At 59.7% G+C, this 24245-nt stretch carries 15 protein-coding genes; 4 read left to right on the forward strand and 11 right to left on the reverse strand.

Annotation, left to right across the window (positions count from 1 at the left end; translation table 11 throughout):
• Nucleotides 1-44: 44 nt before the first annotated feature.
• From tnpA to CVE23_RS23080, 4 genes are all read right to left on the reverse strand, one after another.
• The gene (gene tnpA, locus CVE23_RS11710) at nucleotides 45-503 is read right to left on the reverse strand and encodes an IS200/IS605 family transposase (RefSeq protein ID WP_038918153.1); all 459 of its coding nucleotides are present in this window, start codon (nucleotides 501-503) and stop codon (nucleotides 45-47) included.
• Between the two features lie 177 nt (nucleotides 504-680).
• Nucleotides 681-1010, reverse strand: coding sequence for a hypothetical protein (locus CVE23_RS11720; RefSeq protein WP_100849597.1), 330 nt, complete (start codon nucleotides 1008-1010; stop codon nucleotides 681-683).
• A complete protein-coding gene (locus CVE23_RS11725; RefSeq protein ID WP_225622579.1) occupies nucleotides 1010-1447 on the reverse strand; it encodes a DNA/RNA non-specific endonuclease in 438 nt (145 codons plus the stop codon). The genes CVE23_RS11720 and CVE23_RS11725 overlap by 1 nt, the downstream gene beginning before the upstream one ends.
• Nucleotides 1440-1877, reverse strand: a complete 438-nt coding sequence (locus tag CVE23_RS23080) for a hypothetical protein (RefSeq protein WP_225622580.1) — start codon at nucleotides 1875-1877, stop codon at nucleotides 1440-1442. Before CVE23_RS23080 ends, CVE23_RS11725 begins: the two co-directional genes overlap by 8 nt.
• A gap of 504 nt (nucleotides 1878-2381) precedes the next feature.
• Here CVE23_RS23080 and CVE23_RS11735 point away from each other — a divergent pair.
• On the forward strand, nucleotides 2382-2654 hold the full coding sequence (locus tag CVE23_RS11735) for a SymE family type I addiction module toxin (protein WP_100849598.1): 273 nt from the start codon (nucleotides 2382-2384) through the stop codon (nucleotides 2652-2654).
• Nucleotides 2655-2938: 284 nt separating this feature from the next.
• Here CVE23_RS11735 and CVE23_RS11740 read toward each other — a convergent pair whose 3' ends face one another.
• The 3 genes from CVE23_RS11740 to CVE23_RS11750 all read right to left on the reverse strand — a co-directional run bounded on the left by CVE23_RS11740 (nucleotide 2939) and on the right by CVE23_RS11750 (nucleotide 17174).
• A complete protein-coding gene (locus CVE23_RS11740; RefSeq protein ID WP_100849599.1) occupies nucleotides 2939-3235 on the reverse strand; it encodes a contact-dependent growth inhibition system immunity protein in 297 nt (98 codons plus the stop codon).
• Entirely contained in the window at nucleotides 3232-15327 is a 12096-nt protein-coding gene (locus CVE23_RS11745; RefSeq protein WP_100849600.1) for a hemagglutinin repeat-containing protein, read from the reverse strand. The genes CVE23_RS11740 and CVE23_RS11745 overlap by 4 nt, the downstream gene beginning before the upstream one ends.
• Nucleotides 15328-15923: 596 nt before the next feature.
• A complete protein-coding gene (locus CVE23_RS11750; RefSeq protein WP_038919147.1) occupies nucleotides 15924-17174 on the reverse strand; it encodes a D-amino acid dehydrogenase in 1251 nt (416 codons plus the stop codon).
• 333 nt (nucleotides 17175-17507) lie between these two features.
• Between CVE23_RS11750 and CVE23_RS11755 the strand changes: the two genes are divergently transcribed.
• Entirely contained in the window at nucleotides 17508-19043 is a 1536-nt protein-coding gene (locus CVE23_RS11755; RefSeq protein ID WP_100849601.1) for a SpoVR family protein, read from the forward strand.
• A gap of 93 nt (nucleotides 19044-19136) precedes the next feature.
• Here the strand turns inward: CVE23_RS11755 and fadR are convergent, their stop codons facing one another.
• The gene (fadR, locus tag CVE23_RS11760) at nucleotides 19137-19856 is read right to left on the reverse strand and encodes a fatty acid metabolism transcriptional regulator FadR (RefSeq protein ID WP_038919150.1); all 720 of its coding nucleotides are present in this window, start codon (nucleotides 19854-19856) and stop codon (nucleotides 19137-19139) included.
• 1030 nt (nucleotides 19857-20886) lie between these two features.
• On the opposite strand from fadR, the gene dsbB reads away from it, so the two are divergent.
• On the forward strand, nucleotides 20887-21417 hold the full coding sequence (dsbB, locus tag CVE23_RS11765; protein ID WP_100849602.1) for a disulfide bond formation protein DsbB: 531 nt from the start codon (nucleotides 20887-20889) through the stop codon (nucleotides 21415-21417).
• Between the two features lie 116 nt (nucleotides 21418-21533).
• Here the strand turns inward: dsbB and CVE23_RS11770 are convergent, their stop codons facing one another.
• The 3 genes from CVE23_RS11770 to CVE23_RS11780 all read right to left on the reverse strand — a co-directional run bounded on the left by CVE23_RS11770 (nucleotide 21534) and on the right by CVE23_RS11780 (nucleotide 23423).
• Complete coding sequence (locus CVE23_RS11770) at nucleotides 21534-21980, reverse strand: YcgN family cysteine cluster protein (RefSeq protein ID WP_022633724.1); 447 nt, start codon at nucleotides 21978-21980, stop codon at nucleotides 21534-21536.
• Nucleotides 21981-22118: 138 nt separating this feature from the next.
• On the reverse strand, nucleotides 22119-22775 hold the full coding sequence (locus tag CVE23_RS11775) for a fumarylacetoacetate hydrolase family protein (RefSeq protein ID WP_038658419.1): 657 nt from the start codon (nucleotides 22773-22775) through the stop codon (nucleotides 22119-22121).
• A gap of 375 nt (nucleotides 22776-23150) precedes the next feature.
• The gene (locus CVE23_RS11780) at nucleotides 23151-23423 is read right to left on the reverse strand and encodes a YcgL domain-containing protein (RefSeq protein ID WP_013318040.1); all 273 of its coding nucleotides are present in this window, start codon (nucleotides 23421-23423) and stop codon (nucleotides 23151-23153) included.
• A 136-nt stretch (nucleotides 23424-23559) separates the two neighbouring features.
• On the opposite strand from CVE23_RS11780, the gene minC reads away from it, so the two are divergent.
• Nucleotides 23560-24243, forward strand: coding sequence for a septum site-determining protein MinC (minC, locus tag CVE23_RS11785; RefSeq protein ID WP_100849603.1), 684 nt, complete (start codon nucleotides 23560-23562; stop codon nucleotides 24241-24243).
• Nucleotides 24244-24245: the final 2 nt, after the last annotated feature.

A 24245-nucleotide genomic window follows, 5' to 3' on the forward strand; every position in this document is an offset into this window, starting at 1 on the left:
CGCCCTAACAGGCGCATACGATCTGACATTTGCATCAAACTTCGTTACTTACGGCCCGTAAACGGGCTACCCGGATAAGGGATCGACAACTGCTCTCCCATTTTATCCTCTTCAAGCTGGTGCTTTATGTATTCCTGTATCTTCGCCGTGTTCTTCCCTACCGTATCTACGTAATATCCCCGGCACCAGAACTCCCTGTTCCTGTATTTGAATTTCAGATCTCCAAACTGCTCATAAAGCATCAGACTGCTTTTCCCTTTCAGATATCCCATAAAGCCGGATACGCTCATTTTGGGCGGGATTTCCACAAGCATATGGATATGATCTGCGCAGCATTCCGCTTCCAGAATACGTACGTTTTTCCACTCACACAGCTTTCTTAAAATGCTGCCTATCGCCAGGCGTTTCTCTCCGTAGAACGCCTGTCTTCGGTATTTTGGCGCAAAAACTATGTGATATTTACAGTTCCATCGGGTGTGCGCTAAGCTCTTTTCGTCCCCCATTGGGACCCCCTTTTGATTTCTTGTTGAACTTTTGCAGTTGCCAGACCGCAAGGTGTTTTAACAAATCAAAAGGGGTTTTGATAACTGGCTCAAAGCTGGAAGCTTTACGGAACCCCCAGCCTAGCTGGGGGTTTTCTATAGACAAAAAAGCGATCCCGGCGCGGGCCGGGATCGCTGTTAGTCGTCGTACTGAAGGCTTATATTTATTTTTTCTTCTGGTATATCCACTGTTATTTCACATCTTGACCAGATAGGTTTCCCGCTAGTTAAGTTGTTATCCAAAAAAAATGTTTTATAGGCAACTAATGCATCCGTTAAATCAGCAACAGCTCGTCCATCTGGGGAGAACCAGTCTAGCTCACCATTTTCATCAAGATAATCAAACTCATACTTCCCACCATCATTTTCAGGAAAAACCTCTGCTCTTACTATAATCTTGTGGGCATTCTTAGGCCCACAATCATACAGAATTTGGCCTATTCTCTGCTCAAAATCCTGATCCCGCATTATTTACCTCCGGGAGAGTTTTTAAAGTCAACATTAACGGGTCTGCCTCCGTCAATTGAATATTGAACAATCACCCTATCTGGCCTTGTATTATTTCCTGAATACATCGGCTGAATATTAACATCCACTGCCTTACCATCTTTCAATGCATTGGCCCACGTATTCTCCATCTGTTTCCAGGCACCTTTATTCAGATTCCCATCCATAGGAACAAGGTTTAGTTTCTCACCCGGTCCATTGAAAATACTAGCAATAAGATGACCGCCTTCATCACCAGTATTACCACACTTACCAGCCTTACATTGCTGGTAAGTATTCCTATCATTTTTAGATAGACTCAGTGATGCACTAACATTGGTAGTTCGACTCAACTCATCCGTGTGATAAGTCTTATTCCCGTCAACTTCATAGACAGTGTTGGGTTCTGGTTTATTCATTGTTTTGTTCCAGGCACCCACCGGTAATAGCACCTAATGCAGCTCCTGCTAAAATTTCTGCCTGTTGTTTATCAATGCCGTAAATACTTTGGAGTCTATTTGCAAACTCCGTACTAGATACAACACCTTCGGCTTCTATCTGCTGTGCCAATAACGAAGACATGTCATTCTTCATTTTCGATGGCACATCATCACCCAACACACGATCTATCGCTTCACGAACCAACATACCGTTTGCTGGGATATCGCCGTACTTTTCTTTACAGGCCTCTGGGCTGGTCGAACATACAGCAATAATTTCCTTCTGCTGTTCCAGACTCAGATCTTCCATTTCCTTCACGATCTGTTTGCAGTCACCGAGAGCTTCACAACCTTTTGCTTTAGCTGCAAAATCTTCTATCTGATCAGCACTCAGATAGTTATTCTCCACAACAACTTCTTCCGTTGCGAAGTCAGCCAGCGAACACCACTTTTCCCTGTGCAGTCAGCCGGTTACAGCCGGTTTTTCCTGATGCGTTTCGATACCCGGACACCCAAGCCCGATACGCACTTTTTCACCCCGACACGCTACCGCCCTGCCGGGGCTTTCGCCTGCAACCCTCGCATCATAGCAGCGGCGGCAGCCGCTGCCATCCGCTGTCTGGGGTTCGGGTTGGGGTTTCATCGCAACCCGTGACGGTGCGGACGGCACAGAGACGCCCTGCGGCGCTCTGTGGCTCCAACGGTTAACGAGAAGACGCACCTGCATGACCACGCCGGCCAGCAACCAGCCAGGCGGCCATCGGGGAGGCCCCCGGCGGGGGCCACACGGGGCGAAGATGGCTAGCACGGGAACGAACAAGGCGCTTTGCGACTGCGAGCCGGGCGCAGCCAGTGCAGCGTGGTTGGGGCGGGGGCGAGGTAATACCCTTCAGCGAAGGCCCGACGGGCCGACTTGCTTTTTGGGGTTGGGGTTTCCCAAGCCGAACGCTATGCACGCGCCCGCTTTCAGGCGGTGTCCCTGCAAGGTGCCTGGCTCACCGAAGCCGGCTTTACCGACGGGATGCCGTTAAAAATACGTGTCATGCCCGGCTGCATGGTCATCACCGCGCAGAACACCCGCGAGCTGTGGCACTGTCTCGAAGGGCTGAGCATCGAACCCTTTGACCCGGACGCCGCAGCCAACTGGATCAAGCATTACTCCGGCGGTCTGACGTTTGCCGAGTAACCAACACCACCCCCGGCCCGCGCCGGGGTTTTTTGTTTTATGGCTGGGGTGTCGGGGCATGGCCCTGACCGGGTGGTTTTGGGGACACGGCCAACTGGCGGTGGCCACAAAACATTTCCTGTTCGGGTGCTTAAGCATTTTCAGGCAACCCCGCGGCTCAGACTAAAGGGCGGCGGGGGGATTGAAGCGTAAAACCCTACTTGTTGGGTGACCAACCTTCAGGGTTAACTTCACAAGGGCGGGATTAGTAAGCCATTCCCCCATTACCAGTTCTGTAATAACAATTACTTCTCATCCAAAATAGTAACAATATGCTGTAACCATTTTTTAGATGACTCCCATTCGCTAGGGTAATAATAACAACATCCCATTTTTTCAAATAAAAGTGTCTGAAGCTCATCGTCAGTACTATCAGAGTTCATCAGGTACAATATTTGTTGCTTTAAAGCAGGAATGCTTTCGCTACCTACATCTTGCTTGTAAAACCTAATTACACCATCTGCATCTGGATGGTCTAAATCCCAATCCTGATTAAAGTAAGCACCTAGCAGTTGTTCTAGCTCTGAAAAATCTAACATCATGGAGTTGGGTATCCCGTATGTATCCTGTAGCCATCAGGCATTGTCGGATCTTTTCTAATAACGACTGTGACATTGGACACTGGTTGAGATGAGGTACTACCTCTAGTCATACTAGAACCAATGACAGTCGGTGACGAATATTTAATAACAACCTGATTATTATTACTTTTCATGAACGAACCTATTGCACTTTGGTTAGCACCAATCGCGTTAGATATCGCTGACTCTGCAACTGCTCTATCACTGAAAGTTGACGCAACCCGAACCTTAGGATCATTAGCCAATCGGGTAGCAAGTTGCTCATCACTTTGTCCAACATGTCTAGCAATTAAATGACCGCCCGCTGCTTCATGAGCAGCTAAACCCCCACCCGGTACAATAGGGCTATTTTGCCCAGTAGTAACTGACTCTTTAGATGTTGCTTTGGAAATCCCTCCGGCAACTCCCGCAGCCGATGCGATCGCTGCGTGGCCCATCACATTGGTGATTTCCGCCGAGACCTCCGCCGAACCACCCATTGTCTGCGCACGATGCAACGACAGGTTTATCTGTGAATCCAATTCCGTCAAAGCGCTACGGGCTGCAATCCACTCTTTTTGCTCCGCCTCGCTTAACGAGCCAACCCCTTGTGTACGTGCTTTTTCTGCCAGTGCCGCTTCCTGCTGGCTGTACTCTGCACGCATGGACTTCAGCCCCTGCTCAACTGTGTAACAGTCCGCCGCGCTGGAACAGGTTTCTACCCGCTGCCGCTGTTCATCCGATTCCGGCCCAAACTCCCGACGAACCTCCGCAACACAAGCTTTGTCGCCATTACAGGCAGCCAGTTTCTCGTAACGCTCCTGACTGCGTTTGGCAGACAAAAGGTTATTCTCCACCGCCACCTGAGCCGACTGCGCGCCCTGTACCGCGTCCGTGCCGCTATTGCCTGCCACGCCCGCCGCCAGACCACCCGCTATCGTCGACAGCGTACTCAGCAACTGCTTCTGGTCTTCATTCAGCTCGTCCGGCTTCTTGCCCGGGTACAGTGCCTCCAGCAACGCCCGTGCCGCCAGCTCTCCCCCCGCCTCGCCCGCCGCACCCGCCAGCGCGCTGTTCCCGCCCGACTCCGCCACTACCGCGCCCAGCAACGCGTGCGCGATGGTGTTCGCCATCACATCCGTGTTGCCCTTCGCATCCGTCGTTGCCTTGTGGATCTGCTCCGCCAGATACGGCGCCGCCGCACCCGTCACCGCCTGCGCCACATTTCCCGCCAGCACGCCCTGCAACGCCGCCGTCACCGCCTGTATCCCCTGACGGACCGGCCCGCCCGTGCGGTACGGCGACGCATTCAATGACGCATGGTAGTAATCCTGATACAGCGCCTGCGTCACGTCATCCTGCGTTATCACCTTATCCGGCGACGCCTGCGCCAGCGACGCCGCCTTCTCCCTTCGTTTCTCCGCCGACGTCGCCGCCAGCCCGGCGTTGGCGTCTTTCGTCGCGTTTATCGTCCCTTCCGCCGAGGCGATATCCAGCACCTGCGCACCGATTTCCGACAGCAGCTGCGCCTGCCGCAGCTTGCTTTCCACCTTCTCCTTGTCGAATATCGGATTCAGCGCACCGCTGTTGGCCCCCGCCGTATCCCGGCTCAGACCGCTCACGTCCTGCTGTTGCCCGGTCGGGTTGCGGATGACCAGCGTGCCGTCGCTCACCGCCGCATACGTCGTCCCCGCCGACGAGCCGCTCTGGTTCGCCCCCGCCAGCATCAGGCCGCCCACGTTGCTCAGCACTTGCAGCCCCACCGGCGCACTGGTGCTGAACCCGCCGCCGGTGTGGGATGCGCTGTACTCGGCCCGGTTGTCGATATTGCTGAAGCCCAGCGTCCCGGTTTCCAGCCGGTTCCGCTCCGCACTCGCCGTGGACGCTATCGCCCCGCCATCCAGTTGCGTGTGGTTCCCCACCGTGACATCAAACCCGTTACTGCCGGCAAACAGTCCTGACTGCTCCTGCACGCTGTCAAAGTTGCTGTGCACCTTGTCACGGCTGAAGCTGAAGCTGGCTCCGCCACCGCCGCCGTAAATCGGTATCGTCACCCCGGCGCTGACACTCTGCTGTTTGCTGTCGTAACGGTCGCTGTCCTGCTCGCTGCGCACCAGCAGATCACGTCCCACCCGCGCGGTTATCGCCCCGGCATCGACCTGCGCCCCCTGCAGGGTGGTGTCTCGTCCGCTGCTCAATATCGCAGTCCGGCCCGCTTCCAGCAGCGACTCCGTGTGTGTCAGCCCATCGCCGCGCAGGTTGCCCTTCGCCGCGTTGACGCTGGCGCTCACGCTCAACCCGAAACTCCCCGAGGCGCTGACGCCGATACTGACCCCGATACTGCCGCCCTTGCTCTGGTTGCTGCCTTCGGTGTGCTGCGTATTCGCGCCTGACAACAGCAGGATATCCCGCGTGGCGGCCAGCGTCAGATCCTGACCCGCTTTTAACTGGCTGCCCACCACCGTGATATCGCCATCGGTCGCATGAACTCGCAGGTTGCCGCCGGCGGTCACGCTGCTGCCGGATACCGTGTCCTGCGTCCGGGTCTGCTGCGAGGAGGAGGACTGGCTGCCGTACGAAATGCTCACCCCGACCGCCTGCGGCTGGGCGCTGTCCTCACCTCCGCCCGCCGCCGCCTTCGCGCTGGCTCCTTCCCGTTGCGCCAGCGCTAACCTTGTGGCCTGCGCGCCCTGTCCGGCACTCAACGCCGCTTTCACCCCGGCCAGCGTTTTCAGCCGACTGTCGCTCTCCCGGCTCACCGCCTGCACGGTTTCCACCATACTGTTCAGCGCGCCGCCCACGCTACCGCTCAGCGCAATCGTCAGACCGCTCTGTTTCTGCTCCATCGTCTGTGTGGTGCGGCGGATATCATGCCCCGGCGTCACGGACACATTACGCCCGCTCAAATCAATGTCCCGCGCCGCAATGACATCCGTCCCCGTCAGCGCCACATCCTGCCCGGCATTCAGCCGTACCGACCCGCCGGTGCTGCCCAGCGTGCTGACGCTCTGGCTCTGCGTCGTCCCGGCGGTATCCAGCGTCTGGCGCAGCGATGTGCTGCCTATAGTAAACCCGATGCCGCCCCCGCTGAACACCCCGCTCTTCTTGCGACTGACGTCCTCATACTGCCGGTAGCGCTCCACACTGGCCGCGGTCGTGATGTCATGCCCCGCCGTCAGCGTCACGTCACCGTCCGCCGCCACCGCCGAGCCCTGCACCCCGATGTCATGCCCCGCCGTCAGCGCCACGCTGCCCCCCGACAGCAGCGTCCCCTTCTCCGTCGTCTGCGCCGTTTCCCGCAGCGTGTGCGTGGTGGTCTTCGACAGGAACCCCTTCTTCACCGTCGTCTCTTCAAAAAAATCATGCCGGCTTTCCGTCGCCGACAGCAGGTTCAGGTCCCGTCCCGCCTGCGCCGTCAGCGCGCCACGCGTTTCCGCCTGCGCCCCCTCGAGCGTCAGGTCCTGACCCGCCCGCAGGCTCAGCCCCCCGCCCGCATTCAGCACCGTCCCCTGCTGCGTCACCGTCTGCTGCCAGTCCAGATGCCGCGTCCACGCGTTCGAACTGAACTGCTCCTCGCTGGCCGACAGCAGGCTCAGGTCCCGTCCCGCCGACAGCGCCAGCGTCCCCGCCGCGCTCAGCTGCGCCGCCGTGCTGCTCAGGTCACGTCCCGCGCTCAGGCTCAGCTCGCCCCCGCTGGCGAGCGTACTCTGCACCAGCCCCTGACGACGACGTTCGGTGGTAGCCCCGTCGCCCTCGCGCACCGTGTCCGTCACCGTGGTCAGCGCCGTCAGTCGGATGTCGTTGCCCGCCGCCAGTTGCAGCGGCCCGCCCGCGCTCAGCTGCGCCCCGTTCAGCGCGATATCGTGCCCCGCCTGCAGCGTCAGCCCACCCTGTGCACTAATCAATCCCGTCTGACCAATGTCCGTGTGGTTTAATCGTTCGCGTCCATTTTTGGATTCAAACTGCCACTGGTCTGTTGTCGTGGTGTTGACGATATCGCCGTTGACGCTCGCCAGCGTCACCCGGTTGCCCTGTATCGTCGCGCTGCTGTTGGTCAGGTTCCCCAGCGCCACCAGGTTCAGCGCGCCGCCGGTGCTCAGCAGCCCGCCTTCACGGTTGCTCAGGGTGCCGCCGCCGGCGATGTTGAGTGCCTCCACCGCCGTCACCGTGCTGCCCCGGTTGTCGATATCCCCGCCCGCGCCCAGGTTCACGCTGTTGGCCACGATGCGGCTGCCCTGCAGGTTGGTTTTATCCGCCTGCGCCAGATACAGCTTCGGCGCCAGCACCGTCTGTCCGCCCACCGTGATGTTCTCCCACCACACCAGGCTGTGGCTCAGCCCCGCCACCTGCTCCGGCGTCAGGCTCACCCCCAGCTGCAGGTTCAGCCGGCTTTTCTCCGCCGCCGCGTTGTCCATCAGCTGCTGCATCTGCGCCAGCTCCGAGCCCACCCCGTTCAGGTAGCGCTGCCCGGTCTGGCTCAGCACCGCGTTGCTGATATAACGGGTGTCGAACGCCGCGTCGCCCAGAAAACGGTAGTCGTGCTCCGCGTCCAGATTCAGTTTGCCCAGCAGGTAGGACGACCCCAGCACCTGCGTCGGGTCGGTCAGCGTCGGGCTGCGCTCCACCGGCACCGTGGTGCCCGGCGTCTGGCCCAGCAGGCCGCGCAGGTCGCCGAACAGGCCGTTGTCCACCTGGCCAAGCCGGCTCAGCGTCGGGTTGGTGCGTATCAGGTAGCGGCTGTCGCTGGCGGTATCCGCCACGAACAGCCCGTTCTGGCTGGTGGGCAGCGGGTAGTCGGTCAGCGACGGGCCGGACAGCGGCGTCAGCCCCTGGGTCAGCGCCGCCTGCAGTTGGCCGAACGGCAGGGCCGACAGCGGCGTCAGGCTGGCCCCGGCCACCGGCACGCCGGCGGCGGCGCTCAGCCCGGAGCCGATACCCACCGGGGTCAGCGGACTGCCGGCGGACGTGGGGGTATCGCGGGTGACCGCACCGTAACCGGCATTCAGGCTGCCCGCCTGCCCGGCCAGCGCCACGCTGCCGGCGCCGCCCAGGGCGGCCGTCGTGACGTTACCCGGCGCCCCGCCCAGCCCGCGGTCGGCCTGCGCCCCCACCGGGGTCGGCGCACCCACGCCGGCCAGCGTCGGCGTGGAAAGCGCGGGAATAAAGCCGCCGCTGCCCGGCTGTAAATTGGTGTTGCTGATATTCTGGGTGAAGTTGGCGGCTATTGCGCCGCCGGCCTGGATGGTGGCGGTGTAGGACTGGCCGTTAATAAGTTCGGTGGTGGGCTCACCGAGGGGTTTATAATTGATAGAATAATGTTTGTTTTGTATTCCGAATTTTTCTGCCAGATCAAGCTGCTTTGTTATTGGTGAATTATAACCACCGACATACACACTTTGATCATCGTTAGCGAAATCATTAATCCAGCTCCATGTTCCATACACAAACTCAACACTATCATATATATATGTCATATATCGTTTTACATCACCCGCCTGATAAGTCCTGTTATTAAGGCTGCTTCCATATAAAACGATATTGTTGCGTGCATAAATAGTTGAGGCATCGTTTAACAACACATTTGAAGTAATCAATGCATCATTTGCTGAATTAATTCTCGCCTCGCCGCCTTGTGCTGATACAGATACTGACTTACTCGCAAGAGATACTTTCTGAATAGCAGCCCTGGCAAAGGGGGCCAATAAATACCCAGCTGAATCACCACAGCGTGCGCCACTGGCTTTTCCTCCCCGAAGACAACCGGTATAGAATTCTGCTATACCCAAGTCGCCCTCTTTAAACCAGGTAATAGGGATCTCAACACGCTCTCCTCCTACCCAGTCAGGTACGGCCTCAGTAATACTCTCTCCTTCCGTCACCGTCAGCCCTTCCCGCTGGTTGGTCAGCGTCCCGGTATTGATGCGGATATCCCCCCGCTGCGTCTCGATGGTCCCCGAACTGTTCAGCACGCTGTCGCTCGCATTGCCCGCCGCGTCTCGCTGTATCCACAGGCTGTTCCCCGCCAGGATGTTGCCGTACCGGTTCACCAGCGCGGCCGACAGCAGCTGCAGGTTGCCCCCGCCGTACAGCAGGCTGCTGTTGTCTATCAGCCCCCCCGCCTGCACCAGCAGGTCGCCCGCCGTGCCGATAAATCCCCGGTTGGTGATATCGCCGCTCGCCAGCAGGCTCAGCGGCCCGCCGCTCTGGATACTCCCGCTCTCGGTCTGGCTGATGGCCGCCGCCGACAGCGTGCTGTTGCCACTGCCCGCCACGATGCGGCCCTGCTGTGTCAGCGTGCCGGTGCTGCTCACCGTCACCCCGTTGCCCTGCAGCGTCCCCCCCTGCACCAGGTCGCCCGTCACGTTCAGCGTCAGCTGTCCCCCCGCCGCCAGCGTGCGCGTCAGGGTGAACGGGTTGCCGAGGTCCGCCCGCAGGTCGCCCAGCGCCGCCAGCTGACCGCTCTGCGTCAGCTGCCCGGTACGCAGCTGCAGGTCCCCCGCGCTGTACAGCCGTGCCCCGTCCGCGTTGGTCAGGCTCGCCGCCTGCAGCGCCAGCCGCGTCAGCCCCAGCAGCGTGCCCCGGTTCTCCAGCGCCCCGTCGGTGGTGATGTCCAGCTGCCCCGCCTGCACCGTCCCGCGGTTGGTCCACTGCGGCAGGTGCAGCGTCAGCCCGTTCTGCGCCTGCAGCGTGCCGCCGTTGTCCAGCTGCGCGGTGCTCAGCAGCAGCTCCGCGCCCTGCGCCCAGCCCGCGTTGTTCAGTTGCGCGGCGGTCAGCGTCAGCGCCCCGCCCGACAGCAGTTGCCCGCCGCCCAGGTTGTCCAGCACGCCGCCACTCTGTACCGTCAGCCCGCCGCGCCCCTGTATCTGCCCGGCATTGCTGACCGACGCCCCGCTCAGCGACACCGCCCCGCCGAGCAGCGTCGCCCCGGCGGTGTTCTCCAGCGGGTTGTCCACCGTGACGTTCAGCTGCCCGGCGCCGCTGATGCCGCCCTGATTGCGCAGGCGGGCCGCCCGCAGCGTCACGTCCTGCGCCTGCATCTGCCCGGCGTTGTCCAGCGTCGCCGCCGTCAGGCTGAACGCCCCGTTGCCCAGCAGCCGGCTGTCCGCCCCGCCCTGATAGGCGCCGGTGAGCTGTATCACGCCGTCGGTGACCCCCAGCAGCGTGCCCCGGTTGTCCAGCGTCGCCGCCTCCAGCGTCAGCCGGTCCGACTGCCACAGCCCCTGATTGAGCAGCGTGCCGGTGGTCAGGCGGCCGCTGCCGCCGCTCAGTAACTGGCTGCCGACGCGATTGGTGACACGGTCACCGTAGCGGGCGTCAAAACCGCCCAGTGCGGTCAGCGTGCCGCCGTTGTCGAACTGTTGGCCGCGCAGCGTCGCCAGCCCCTGGGTGCTGAGTTGCCCGGTATTGGTCAGGCTGGCGGTGTCAAGAGACAGGCCGTTCAGGCCGGTCAGCGTGCCGCCGTTGGTCAGCGTGGCGCCGGTAACGCGCAGTTCATCCGCCTGCCACAGCCCGGCGTTGTCGGCGTTGTCGATGGCCAGCGTCGCCGTGCCGCCGCTCAGCAGCTGACTGCCGGCCCCGCCGGTATAGCGCGACACCCCGCTCAGCGTCAGCGCCGACGTGCCCTGCACCCGGCCGGCGTTGTCCACCGTCCCCGCCTGCAGCGTCAGCGCGTCCCCCTGTATCTGCCCGGCGTTGTCCAGCGCCGCCGCCGTCACGGTGGCGGTACCGTTGCCCAGCAGCGCACCGTCGGCGGTATTGGTCAGCTGCCCCCGGCTGGTCACCTCCAGTTGCGACAGCCCCACCAGCCGCCCGCCGTTCTCCAGCGTGCCGGTGGTCAGTTGCAGCCGGTCACCGCCCAGCTCGCCCAGTTGCGTCAGCGTGTCGGCAGTGACGGTTACCCGGCCATTGCCCACGACCCGGCTGCCCGCCCCACCGTTGTAGCCCTGCGTCAGGGTCAGCGTGGCGTCGTTCGCCGCCAGCAGCGTGCCGCCGTTGGTGAGCGAGTCCGCCGTCAGCAGCAGGTTACGCCCCTGCCAGCCCCCCAGGCTGGTCACCGCGCCGGCCTGCACCTGCCAGTCGCCGTTGCTCAGCAGCCGGCCCGGTTCGCCCACCGTCAGCGCACCGGTCAGGTTCAGCTCGCCGCCCTGCTCCGCCAGCAGCGTGCCGCCATTGCTCAGTTGGTTGCCGACCAGTTGCAGGGTGCGGCTTTCCAGTCGGCCGCCGTTGGTGGTGTCGCCGGCCGTCAGCCACAGCGTACCGCCGCTCGACAGTGTGCCCTGGTTGTCCAGCCGACGGCCGGTTAGCCGGCTGTCGCCGCCGCTGACCAGCGTGCCGGTGTTGCTCAGGCTGCCCGCCGGCAGGCTGACCGCCTGCACATCCTGCGCCAGCTGCCGCACCGCCCTCAGCGGGGTGCGCGGTGGAACGTTGTCAGGCAGGGTGACCGTCAGGTCAGCGTCGCTCTGTATCTGCCCGCCATTGCGCAGGCTGTCCGCCGTCAGCGTCAGGCTGCCGGCCTGCCACTCGCCGTCGTTCTCCGCCGCCGCAGCGTTCAGCACCGCCGCCCCCTGCGTCAGCAGTGTGCCGGTGGCGCTGTTGGCGAGGGTGTCGCGGGCGGTCAGCGTCAGCGCCGACAGGCCGAGCAGTTGCCCGGCGTTGCGGACCGTATCCGCCGTGGCGTCAATCGCGCCGGACTGCCACTGGCCCTGATTGTCCAGCGCCGTCGCCGTCAGCCGGCCCGCGCCGTTGCTCAGCCACTGGCCGTCCGCCCGGTTGCGTGCCGTGCCGGTAATCGCCAGCGTCAGCGCGTCCACCCCCAGCAGGGTGCCGCTGTTGTCAAGCTGGTCTGCCGTCACGCTCAGCGTCTGCCCTTCCAGCCGCCCGCGGTTGGTCAGCGCCCCGGGCAGGGTCACCGTCAGTGACTCTACGCCGGTGACGGTACCGCTGTTGGTCAGTGGCCCGCCTTCAAGGGTGACGCGACCGCCGCTCAGCGTGCCCCGGTTGTCCATCTGCTGTCCGGTGACCGCTATCGTCCTGCCCTGCCAGTTGCCGTCGTCGTTGGTGAGGGTGTTGCCACGCAGGCTCAGTGCGCCCTCACTGCTCAGGCTGCCCGCGCCGTCGTAATTGCCGCTCAGCGTCAGCGCCCCCTGTGAGGCCAGTTGCCCGCCGTTGTACAGCGCACGGCCATCCACCGTCAGCGCCCCGCGCACCGATACCCCGCCGCTGTTGGTCAGCTGGCCCAGCGTCAGCCGGGTGTCGCCGTTGGCGGCAAGCTGGCCGCTGTTGGTCAGCCCGTCCAGCGTCGCCGTCAGCGTGCCGTCGCTCTGTATCTGCCCGCCGTTACGCAGGCTGGCCGCCGTCAGCAGCAGGCTGCCGCTCTGCCACCCGCCGTCGTTCTCCGCCGCCGCGGCGTTCAGCACCGCCGCCCCCTGCGTCAGCAGTTGACCGGTGCCGCTGTTGGTCAGCGCGCCGGTTGTCGTCAGCGTCAGCGCCGACAGCCCCAGCAGTTGCCCGGCGTTGCGGACCGTATCCGCCGTGGCGTCAATCGCGCCGGACTGCCAGCGGCCCTGGTTGTCCAGCGCGCCCGCCGTCAGCCGGCTGAGCCCGCTGCTCAGCCACTGGCCGTCCGCCCGGTTGCGCGCCGTGCCGGTAATCGCCAGCGTCAGCGCGTCCACCCCCAGCAGGGTGCCGCTGTTGTCAAGCTGGTCTGCCGTCACGCTCAGCGTCTGCCCTTCCAGCCGCCCGCGGTTGCTCAGCGTGCCGGGCAGGGTCACCGTCAGTGCCTCCACCCCGGTGACCGTGCCGCTGTTGGTCAGTGGCCCGCCTTCAAGCGTGACGCGACCGCCGCTCAGCGTGCCCCGGTTGTCCATCTGCTGCCCGGTGACCGCTATCGTCTTGCCCTGCCAGTTGCCGCCGTCGTTGGTGAGGGTGTTGCCACGCAGGCTCAGTGCGCCCTCACTGCTCAGGCTGCCCGCGCCGTCGTAATTGCCGCTCAGCGTCAGCGCCCCCTGTGAGGACAACTGTCCGGCGTTGTACAGGTCGGCCCCGCTGACCGTCAGCGCGCCGCGCACCGACAGCACGCCCCGGTTATCCAGCGTACCCAGCGTCAGCCGGGTGTCGCCGTTGGCGGCCAGCTGGCCGCTGTTGGTCAGCCCGTCCAGCGTCGCCGTCAGCGTGCCGTCCAGGCTCACCACCCCGCTGTTGCGCCACTGCCCGGCGCTCAGCGACAGCCCCTGCGCCGTCAGCTGGCCGGCCGTGTCCATGTCGCCCGTTGAGAGCGTCATCCCGCCGCCGCTTACCAGCGACCCCGTCGCCGTCTGGCTCAGCCGCCCGACGGTATTGAGGCTCACCGCCTCCCGCCCCTGCAGCGCGCCGCTGTTGGTCAGCCCGTCCCCCGTCACCGTCACCGTGCCGCCCGACACCGTCCCCCGGTTGGCCGTCTCGCCCGCCTGTATCGTCAGCCCGCGTCCGGCCAGCAGCGACCCGCCGTTGTCCAGCCGCGCCGCCGCCTGCACCGCCAGCGTCTCGTCCGCCGACAGCGTCCCGCGGTTGCTCAGCTGCGGCGTCTGCACCGTCACCTGCCGCCCGCTCACCGTGCCCCGGTTGTCCAGCACCGGCGTCGTCAGCCTCACCGTCCCGCCCGCCAGCGTGCCCCGGTTGCTCAGCGACCCCGCGCTCACCGTCAGCCCGCTCCCCGCCAGCAGCGCCCCGTCCCACTGCATCTCCCCCGCGCCGTCCAGCGTCAGCTCGCCCGTCGCCTGCCAGCGGCCCGCGCCGCGTACGTCGCCGCCGCTCACCGTCACCGTCGGCGCCCCGGCGTCCCCGTCCAGCGTCAGCGCCCCGCCGCTCACCGTCAGCACGCGGCCCGCCTGCCACGCCCCGCCCGCCGCCTGGCTCACCGCCCCCGAGGCGCTCAGGCTCACCCGGTCGCCCGCCAGCTGCGCCTGCCCCAGCGCCAGCGCCGACCCGCTCAGCGTCAGCCCGTACCCCGGCTGCACCGCCCCGTCGTCGCCCACCCCGGCGCTCAGCCGCCCGCCGTCCGCCGCAATGCGCCCGTCGCTCGCCAGCGTCAGGTCCCGGCCCGCCCGCGTCTGACTGCCCGTCAGGGTGATGCCCTGCGTCCCGCTCAGCGCAATCGCCCCCTGCGCCTGCTGTTGGTCCTGCAGCGCCAGCGTGGCCCCCTGCGCCGTCAGGTCGCCCTGCGCTATCGCGCTGCCCACCTGCAGCCGCCCGTTCGCCGCCAGCCGGATGTCCCCCTGCCGCGCGCTCAGCCCGGCGGTGTTCACCCCCACACCCTGCTCCGTCGACACCAGACTGATGCGGTGGGCGTACATGCCCCCCAGCGCCCCGGTGTCCAGCGCCAGCGCCGGCGACGGCCCGTCCCCGGGCTGCGCCGTCACCCCGCCGTCCATGCCCACCCGGTTCGCCCCCAGCACCACCCGGGCGTCGCGCGCGTTCAGCCCCGCCTGCAGGCTCGCCGTGCGCGCTATCAGCGCAAAGTAGTCGCTCCCGCTCGCGTCCAGCCCCGCCCCGTCTATCAGGATGTCACCGCCGCGCACGTCCAGTCCGCTCAGCTGCCCCGCCGCGTCGAACTGCGGGGTGCCGGTGGTCAGGGTGACACGCGGGGTGTTGAGAAAGCCGCAGCCGCTGCAGGTGATGCCGTACGGGTTCGCCACCACCACGTTCGCCGCCTGACCGGCCACCTCCAGGTAGCCCGCCAGCCGGCTGCGGTTCGGCGACACCACCTCGTTGAGGATGGCCGCGGCCGCCCGGCCCTGCAGGTTGGGGTTGGTCTGTATCAGCCCGCCCAGCTGGCTCGGATTGAGCTGGGCCGTGCCGTTGTTGAGGATAAGTCCGCGGCTGTCAACGCTGAAGTCGTGGTAGCGGTTGTGCGACAGCCCCGCGGCGTCCGGCGCGGCGATGTTCACCACCGGCACCCCGTTGCCCGCCGCCTCCAGCGCCGTGCTCCCCGACGCCACCGTCACCCCCGCCGCCAGCGCCGGCAGCACCGGCTGCAGCCCCGTCAGCCACACCAGTACCCACACCAGCACCCGCTGCGACGTCTTCACCGCTTTCATCCCTGAACTCCTGAATAATAATGCACAAGGCAAACCAGTAACCTAACGGCACACCTGCATAACCCATTCAGATCGTGTGGAACGAACGCGGTTGAACAGACCTGTACCGTTTTTTATTTTTTGCGCCAAAACGCTGCCGCGATATCGGCTGCTGTGTATTTCCGTCGGGGTCGACGGCGAGGAAAAAGCTGGAAGGGAGAGGCAAAGAAGAATGACAGCGGGAACCGCCAACGTCCTGTTACGCAGACCACATCCATGCAGTAATAATCGGCGACATATTAATTCGTCATCTTTTCAAAAACAATACAAAAATTTACAAAAAAATTTCAATTAATATGCCGAAAAGGAATAACCCAACAAACTGATATTAATCATATTTTTTCAATTCCGCTTCTTTTTTCCATCTCCGGGAATAAACTGATGGATTATTTATTCATGAAAAAGTAAGCGAGTGAGAACCAGACGGAAGTTTGAATGACAACCGGATAACGGGGGCGTGTTGTTTCCACCCATTATGTTTCACGGTTTTTTAACAGGGTTTACTGATAAGCCTAACCGCCCCAATGGGGCGGTTAGCTAACGATCGGAATTACAGACTAGGCATAACGGGAGAAGGAGAGATCGTCGTATTCAATTGCCGGCGTGTTGCCGGAAATGATATCGGCCAGCAATTGACCGGAACCGCATCCCATGGTCCAGCCCAATGTACCGTGCCCGGTGTTCAGATAAAGATTGTGTAACGGCGAGCGCCCGACCAGCGGCGTGCCATCCGGCGTCATTGGCCGTAATCCGGTCCAGAACGTCGCCTGCTCCACCGGTCCGCAGTCCGGGTACAGATCGCGCACCACCATCTCCAGCGTTTCACGGCGTTTCTGATTCAACGAAAGATCAAATCCGGCGATTTCCGCCATCCCGCCGACACGGATGCGCTGGTCAAAGCGGGTAATAGCGATCTTATAGGTTTCATCCAGTACGGTGGAAACCGGCGCCCCCGCCTCGCTGGACAGCGGGATGGTCAGCGAATAGCCCTTCAACGGATAGACCGGGATGTCGAACCATTTTTCCAGCAGACCGCGGGAATAAGAGCCGCACGCCATGACATACGCGTCAGCCGTGATCTTTTCGCCGTTGCAATACACCGCGCTGACCCGCTGACCGTCTACGTCGAGATGCTGCACCACGCTGTCGAAACGGAACGTGACGCCCGCCGCCGCCGCCATCGTCGCCAGTTGCCGGGTAAACAGCTGGCAATCACCGGTTTCATCGTGCGGCAGGCGCAACCCGCCGGACAGTTTATGACGCACGCCAGCCAGCGCCGGTTCGACCGTGGCCAGTTGATCGGCCTCCAGCAGTTCATAAGGTACGCCGGCTTCTTTCAGCACCGCGATATCACGGTAAGCGTTTTCATACTGCTGCGGGGTACGAAACAGTTGTAACGTGCCGCCCTGACGCCCTTCATAGGCAATACCGGTTTTGGCGCGCAGCGCCTGCAGGCAATCGCGGCTGTATTCAGCCAGTCTGACCATGCGGGCTTTATTGACGCGATAATGCGCGCTGTCGCAATTCAGCAGCATCTGCCACATCCAGCGCAGTTGCGTGGCGGTAAAGTCCGGGCGAATCGCCAGTGGCGCATGCCGCTGAAACAACCACTTAACCGCCTTGAGCGGAATACCCGGCGCGGCCCAGGGCGCAGAATAGCCCGGGGAAATCTGACCGGCGTTGGCGGCGCTGGTTTCCAGCGCGGGTTCAGCCTGCCGGTCAATAACGGTGACGTCATGTCCTGATTGCGCCAGATACCAGGCTGTGCTGACGCCGATAACACCACTCCCTAAAACAACCACCTTCATTATTACCGTTCTCCCCACTGCCTCCGCTAATCCCGCGGAATATGCTGCTTAACGCCGTAAACACCAAAATAAAAGTCTACTTTAACATTTGGCCGTTAATTGTCATCTGTTGCAGATATAGCTTTTATTTATTATGAGAGAGTGAACACGGCAACGTAGGATAAACATTGGCGACGTGCAGCCAATCAGGCGTAGCGCTGGCAGCATGCCATCCGTTTTTTCACCCGAAGGCTTCATCCAAGCTACCGATTTCACATCACTTTTCCCAAAGTAAGCTACGATTAAATATGCCGGCGCAATGAGGTGGCGGCAGTTATAGTGAGGGGTGCGCTGATGGTTATATCGACTGATGAGCGGGTAACGAGCCCACAACGTCTGAGTGACGGACCTGACTGGACATTCGATTTGCTGCAGGTCTATCTGCATGAAATTGACCGGGTAGCCAAACTATACCGTCTGGATACCTATCCCCACCAAATCGAGGTGATCACCTCCGAGCAGATGATGGACGCCTATTCCAGCATCGGGATGCCCATCAACTATGCCCACTGGTCGTTCGGCAAGAAATTCATCGAAACCGAGCAACGTTACAAGCACGGTCAGCAGGGGCTGGCCTACGAAATCGTCATCAACTCCAATCCCTGCATCGCCTACCTGATGGAAGAGAACACCATGCCGATGCAGGCGCTGGTGATGGCTCATGCCTGTTACGGCCACAACTCGTTTTTCAAGGGCAACTACCTGTTTCGCAGTTGGACTGACGCCAGCTCAATCGTCGATTATCTGCTGTTTGCCCGTCAGTACATCGCCCAATGCGAAGAGCGCCACGGCGTTGACGAGGTGGAGAAGTTGCTCGACTCCTGCCATGCCTTGATGAATTACGGCGTGGATCGCTACAAACGACCGCAGAAAATCTCGCTGGAAGAGGAAAAACTGCGTCAAAAAAGCCGCGAAGCCTATCTGCAAAGCCAGGTAAACGAACTCTGGCGTACGCTTCCCCGCCGCGAGCAAGAAACATCGCCGGAAAAAGCCCGTCGTTTCCCGAATGAGCCGCAGGAAAACCTGCTCTATTTCATGGAGAAAAATGCCCCGTTGCTGGAACCCTGGCAGCGCGAAATCCTGCGTATCGTGCGTAAGATCAGCCAGTATTTTTACCCGCAAAAACAGACGCAGGTGATGAATGAAGGCTGGGCCACGTTCTGGCACTACAGCATCCTCAATCATCTGTATGACGAGGGCAAACTGTCCGACCGCTTTATGCTGGAGTTTCTCCACAGCCACACCAACGTGGTCTACCAGCCGCCGTACAACAGCCCTTACTATAGTGGCATCAACCCGTATGCGCTCGGCTTCGCCATGTTTCAGGACATCAAGCGTATCTGTCAGGAGCCGACGGAAGAAGACCGTTACTGGTTCCCGGACATCGCGGGCAAAGACTGGCTGGATACCCTGCACTTCGCGATGCAGAACTTTAAGGATGAGAGTTTCATCAGCCAGTTCCTCTCGCCCAAAGTGATGCGCGACTTCCGTCTGTTTACCGTACTGGATGACGACCGCAATAATTATCTGGAGATCGCCGCCATCCACGATGAAAAAGGCTACCGGAAGATCCGTCAGGAACTGTCTTCCCAGTACAACCTGAGCAACATCGAACCCAATATTCAGGTCTGGAACGTGGATTTACGCGGCAATCGCTCGCTGACCTTGCGTTATGTGCCGCAGAATCGCGCACCGCTGGACAAAAGCAGCCATGAGGTGATGAAACATGTGTACCGTTTATGGGGATTTGAGGTAACGCTGGAGCAAATGAATGAGGACGGCAGTGTCGAACTGATTGATCGCTGCCCGCCACGCAACGCCGCCCTGTGACGCCCTGGCGGATCGCCAGCAACAAAAACGGGTAGCTGAGATGGCTACCCGTTTTTTATAACCCGGTTTTTCATAAACCGGGCTTTTTATCAGCTAACCGCGGCCTTCGGCCAGATCACGTGGGATGGTGTTCTGCATGCTGTGCCACAGCGCCCCGCTCTCTTTGCCGTATTGGCGGATCACGTCAGGAACCTGCTCATACAGCCCGTCACGGCTCAACGACTCCAGACGGCGATAGAACGCCAGTGCGGTTTTGCGAGCTTCCGTATTGGAGAAATAGTAGCGTCCAACGCGGATATACAGCCCTTTCAACCCGTTGATAATCAGGCCGTAAATCGGGTTGCCGGAGGCGAACGCCAATCCGCGGAACACGTTGTAATCCAGTTCGGCGTAAGCATCCGATGTGTCCTTAACTGATTCAGTCAGCTTAAGTATTTCGACCGATTTAGCCGGGTGCAGACGAATCGCGGTGCGAATGAAAATCCCGGCGATATTGGTGCGCACCGCCAGTAGGTTGTCAATCAATTGAGGAACGCTGTCGTGATCCAGCCGGGCCAGCGTTTCAAGAATATTCAGCCCTGAAGTTTCCCAAAAGTTGTTGATTTTGGTCGGTTTACCGTGCTGAATCGTTAGCCACCCATCACGGGACAGGCGCTGTAGCACCTCGCGCAACGTAGTGCGCGTGACCCCGATCAACTCGGACAACTCCCGTTCCGCAGGCAGAATGGATCCCGGGGGAAAACGATTATTCCATATACTTTCAATAATGTACTCTTCCGCGAATCCCGCCGGACTTTGCGCCTTTATAACCATAAGTTTATATTCCGTAGCGATGTTTACTAGTGAAAGTCAACATCATCATACCAAACGAACCCTACATCACATAGCATAGCAGGACCTGAAAATCTTAATTCGATATAAAAACTGTGACTAAAGACAATTCCTGCCAGACAAACGCGAATATGCCCCGCTTTACGGTAATTTTCTTTAAACACACATCGATTGTTAAATTAAATTAACGTTAAAGAAGAAAGCCAACGGTGCGGGATCCGCCACTTCAACCGCATTCTTCTGAAAAACGTTCCTGGCAACATTCCGAACGGGTACAAGCCAGCCATTCTATTATTTCTAATTATCAATCACCTGCTGTTCTTTCGGTTAACGCATTTGCCGTCGGCCGGTCGTCGGGTTTATTTTCATTCTGGGCATGCCCTGAAATACGGCCTGTCGTAACCCGGCGGATCTGCTGGCGCCGGAGGCTATTTTCACTGGCTTGATCAATCCAGATCAAGTATGGCATGACGTTGCCAATAATATAAAAGTTTTGTCATTGCCGGTTTCCAATGATAACGGGAATTGCGTTTATCAAACAGCTATTGCTGCTTGTACTTACCGCAGGCTGCTGGATATCCGCACCACCCCAAGCGGGTGCCGATTTTTGGGCGCGCGGGGTTTTATTTTCACTTTTTCCGATGCCCTGCCGCCGTATCGATCATTTCTCCATGCCCTATTTAGCTTTTCCGCTATTTATCATCGTGTTGTGCTCTCATAAGATGATGCGGACACTTCATTGATCAATACCGTCATGCACCAGCATAAATCGTGTATAGTAAGGGGCGGATTTCGCCATGAAACTGGCGATCCCTCATAGAAAGCGTTAAAAACAGCAGAGTATTTGTTGGCACAGCAGAATCTCCTCAGGCACTGATGCAGATTCCGAGCGGTACAGGCGTCACTGGCGCCGCCGCAAGAAACGTCAGTTCATCCGGATCAGAGATTCAATGAGGGCAGCGAGCACGGTTATCACTGCCCATACTATCGTTTTTAGCATGGAATATTTTTTATGTTGCGATTTTTGAACCGTTGCTCCCGCGGTCGGGGCGCCTGGCTTTTGATGGCGTTCACGGCACTGGCTTTTGAACTGATTGCCCTCTACTTCCAGTACGTGATGATGCTTAAGCCCTGCGTACTGTGCATCTATCAGCGCGCCGCGCTCTACGGCGTGATGGCCGCCGGTCTGGTGGGCGCCGTTGCCCCCGGTACGCTGCTGCGCTATCCGGCAATCGGGTTATGGATTTACAGTGCCTGGGAAGGACTGTCGCTGGCCATCAAACACACCAATATTCAGTTGCACCCGTCGCCGTTCGTCACCTGCGACTTTTTTGTCAGTTTCCCGTCCTGGCTGCCGCTGGACAAATGGCTGCCGGCGATTTTCACCGCCACCGGCGACTGCGCCGAGCGCCAGTGGAGTTTCCTGAGTCTGGAAATGCCGCAGTGGATGATCGTGATTTTCGGCGCCTACCTGCTGGTCGCCGTACTGGTGCTGATCGCCCAACCTTTCCGCCCCAAACGCCGCGACCTGTTCGGTCGGTAAAAGCGTCCTGAACCGGGTCAGGCTATCGCCGGCCCGGTTTTAGCTGTTATCCTCCCCCGTCAAAAGCAGCAGAGTCGAGCAAATCAGCCGTCGCCAGAGCGGCGATAAACAACGAATTATCTGGCCCACTCCGGCTTGTTCAGGATGTGGTCCTGCCAATCCATCACATCACTTTCACGCACAGCGATGTTGCGCACCGAGATCCTTTGCTGATGCATCGCCGCTTTCGAGCCAGACAGCAACGGATGCCACGGTTGCAGGCCTTTCCCTTCGTGTATCAACCGGTAAGCGCAGGTTTCGGGCAACCAGTCGAACGACAACAGGTTTTCCCGCGTCAGCTTGATGCAATCCGGCTCGTATTCAAACCGGCGCGCATAGTTACGGCATTGACAGCTTTTAATATTCAGCTGATTACAGGCCACATTGGTGAAATAGAGTTCGTCCGTGTCCTCATCGATCAGCTTGTGCAAACAGCAACGCCCGCAGCCGTCACAAAGCGCTTCCCACTCGTCGTCCGACATTTGCTCCAGGGTTTGGGTTTCCCAAAAGGGTTTTTGAGTCATAACTGCAATTCCGATGATGATAAACAGGGCGTCTGACTGTGTATTGTATCTGACTGTGTATTGTATCTGACTGTGTATTGTAAAGGGGGATGCGGCGGGATACCACCCGCGGCAACGCCGCGAGCGGTGACAGAATACTCAGATAACGTGGGTTGTCAGCGTGCGCTCGTTGAGCGTGATGGTTAATGCATCGCCCGGCTGCAGCGGCCCCACCCCTTGCGGCGTACCGGTCAGGATGATGTCGCCGGCGCGCAGGGTGAAAAAGCGGCTCATGTAAGCGATCAGCGGCAGAATCGGCGTGATCATGTCACGCGTATTCCCCTGCTGACGCACTTCGCCATTGATGCTAATGCCCAGTTCCGCCTGCTGCGGATCGCCAAATTCCGCCACCGGGATAAACCCGGATACCGGACAGGAACCATCGAACCCTTTGGCTTTTTCCCACGGTTGCCCGGCTTTCTTGAACCCGGCCTGCAAATCACGCAGCGTCAGATCCAGCGCCACGCCGTAACCGGCAATCGCTCTGGCAACCCGTTCTTCATTAGCCTGTTTGAGCGGCGTGCCGATCAACACCGCCAGTTCAACCTCGTGGTGTACCGAACCCAGCTCTTTAGGAATCGCCACCGGCTGACGCAAATCGCACAACGCGGTTTCTGGCTTGATGAACAGAACCGGTTCCGCCGATTTGGCGCTGCCCATTTCACGAATGTGCTCGGAATAGTTGCTGCCGACGCATACCACTTTGTTAACCGGAAAATCCAGTAATGCGCCCTGCCAGTCTCTGTGTTGATACATGTACCCTCTCCTGACCTTCTGTTAGCGGATGGCGCCAGCCTGTCATGACAGACTCGGCTTGCCCATCATACCGGCATCGCTATCAAAAAAGTAAGCGCGATTGATGAACAACGGTATCCGAAATTTATCATAACCCCCGTGCTACCTTTTGCGACCGCTATCAATACGCCGGCCGAAGAAAGGAATTACGCGGGGTGGATGAAAATTCGTTTATTTAATCGCTGCGACGAATATACCTGTATATAAATCAGTATTGGGAAAATAGCATGAACAGGATTAAACCATTGCCCGGTTTATTTCTGACACCCCTGTATTAAAAAACAGCGGCCAATTCCCGTCGCGGCAGCGAACATTATCTGAAAAATAATTCGGGTATTATTTTTTTACACTTGCCTGCAGTTCATCCAATAGATTTTCCGGCGGCGGCGGCAGTTGCAGATAAAAACCCTGTTCAATAAGCATCTGTTTTACTTTATCAATATCCGCTGACGCCAGTTTTTTCCTGCCATCAAGCGGTAATAACATCACCAGATGCGGCAGGCCGAAACTTTTCATCAGTTCGTCAGGCACGCGGGAAAAATCGTCTTTTTTTTCGACATAGAGATATGTTTGATCGCGTTTGGAACTTCTGTAGATCACACAATACATGTTTTTTACTCTGAACTAGGGGAATGGTGTCTTGCCTGTATTTTCATGTGACTATAACATGCTTGAAGCGCTCTGGAATATCATGCCTTAAATGCTACTCTGGGGATTTAAAGATGCTGAAACTGAGTCAGGACAGATGTCACAAACGCCAATTGAGTTGAAAGGCAGCAACTTTACCTTATCCGTTGTTCATCTGCATGATGCGCAGCCCGATATTATTCACCAGGCCCTGCAGGAAAAAATCGAACAGGCGCCGGCGTTTCTTAAAAACGCGCCGGTAGTCGTCAATGTCTCGGCGCTGCCCGTTGACGCTGACTGGATTAAGCTCCAGCAGGCGATTACCGCCGCCGGTCTGCGGGTCGTGGGGGTAAGCGGGTGCGATGATGAGCAACTCAGGCTATCTATCGCCAAAGCGGGGCTCCCGCTGTTGCGCGAAGGCAAGGAACGCCGGGCGACTCAACCGCCGGCGCCGGTCGCCGTGCCGGTTAAAACCCGGGTGGTCAATACCCCCGTTCGTTCCGGACAGCAAATTTACGCCCGCGACTGTGACCTTATCGTTACCAGCCATGTTAGCGCCGGTGCCGAGGTCATTGCCGATGGCAATATCCATATTTACGGCATGATGCGCGGCCGTGCGCTGGCGGGGGTTTCTGGCGATGTCAGCAGCCAGATCTTCTGCACCCATCTGGCCGCCGAGTTGGTGTCGATCGCCGGGCGTTACTGGCTCAGCGATCAGATACCGGAAAACTATTTCGGGAAGGCGGCGCGCCTGAAACTCAGTCCGCCCGACCATGTTCTGACCATACAACCTCTAGACTAGGC

Source organism: Dickeya fangzhongdai (assembly GCF_002812485.1).
GTDB classification, from domain to species: domain Bacteria; phylum Pseudomonadota; class Gammaproteobacteria; order Enterobacterales; family Enterobacteriaceae; genus Dickeya; species Dickeya fangzhongdai.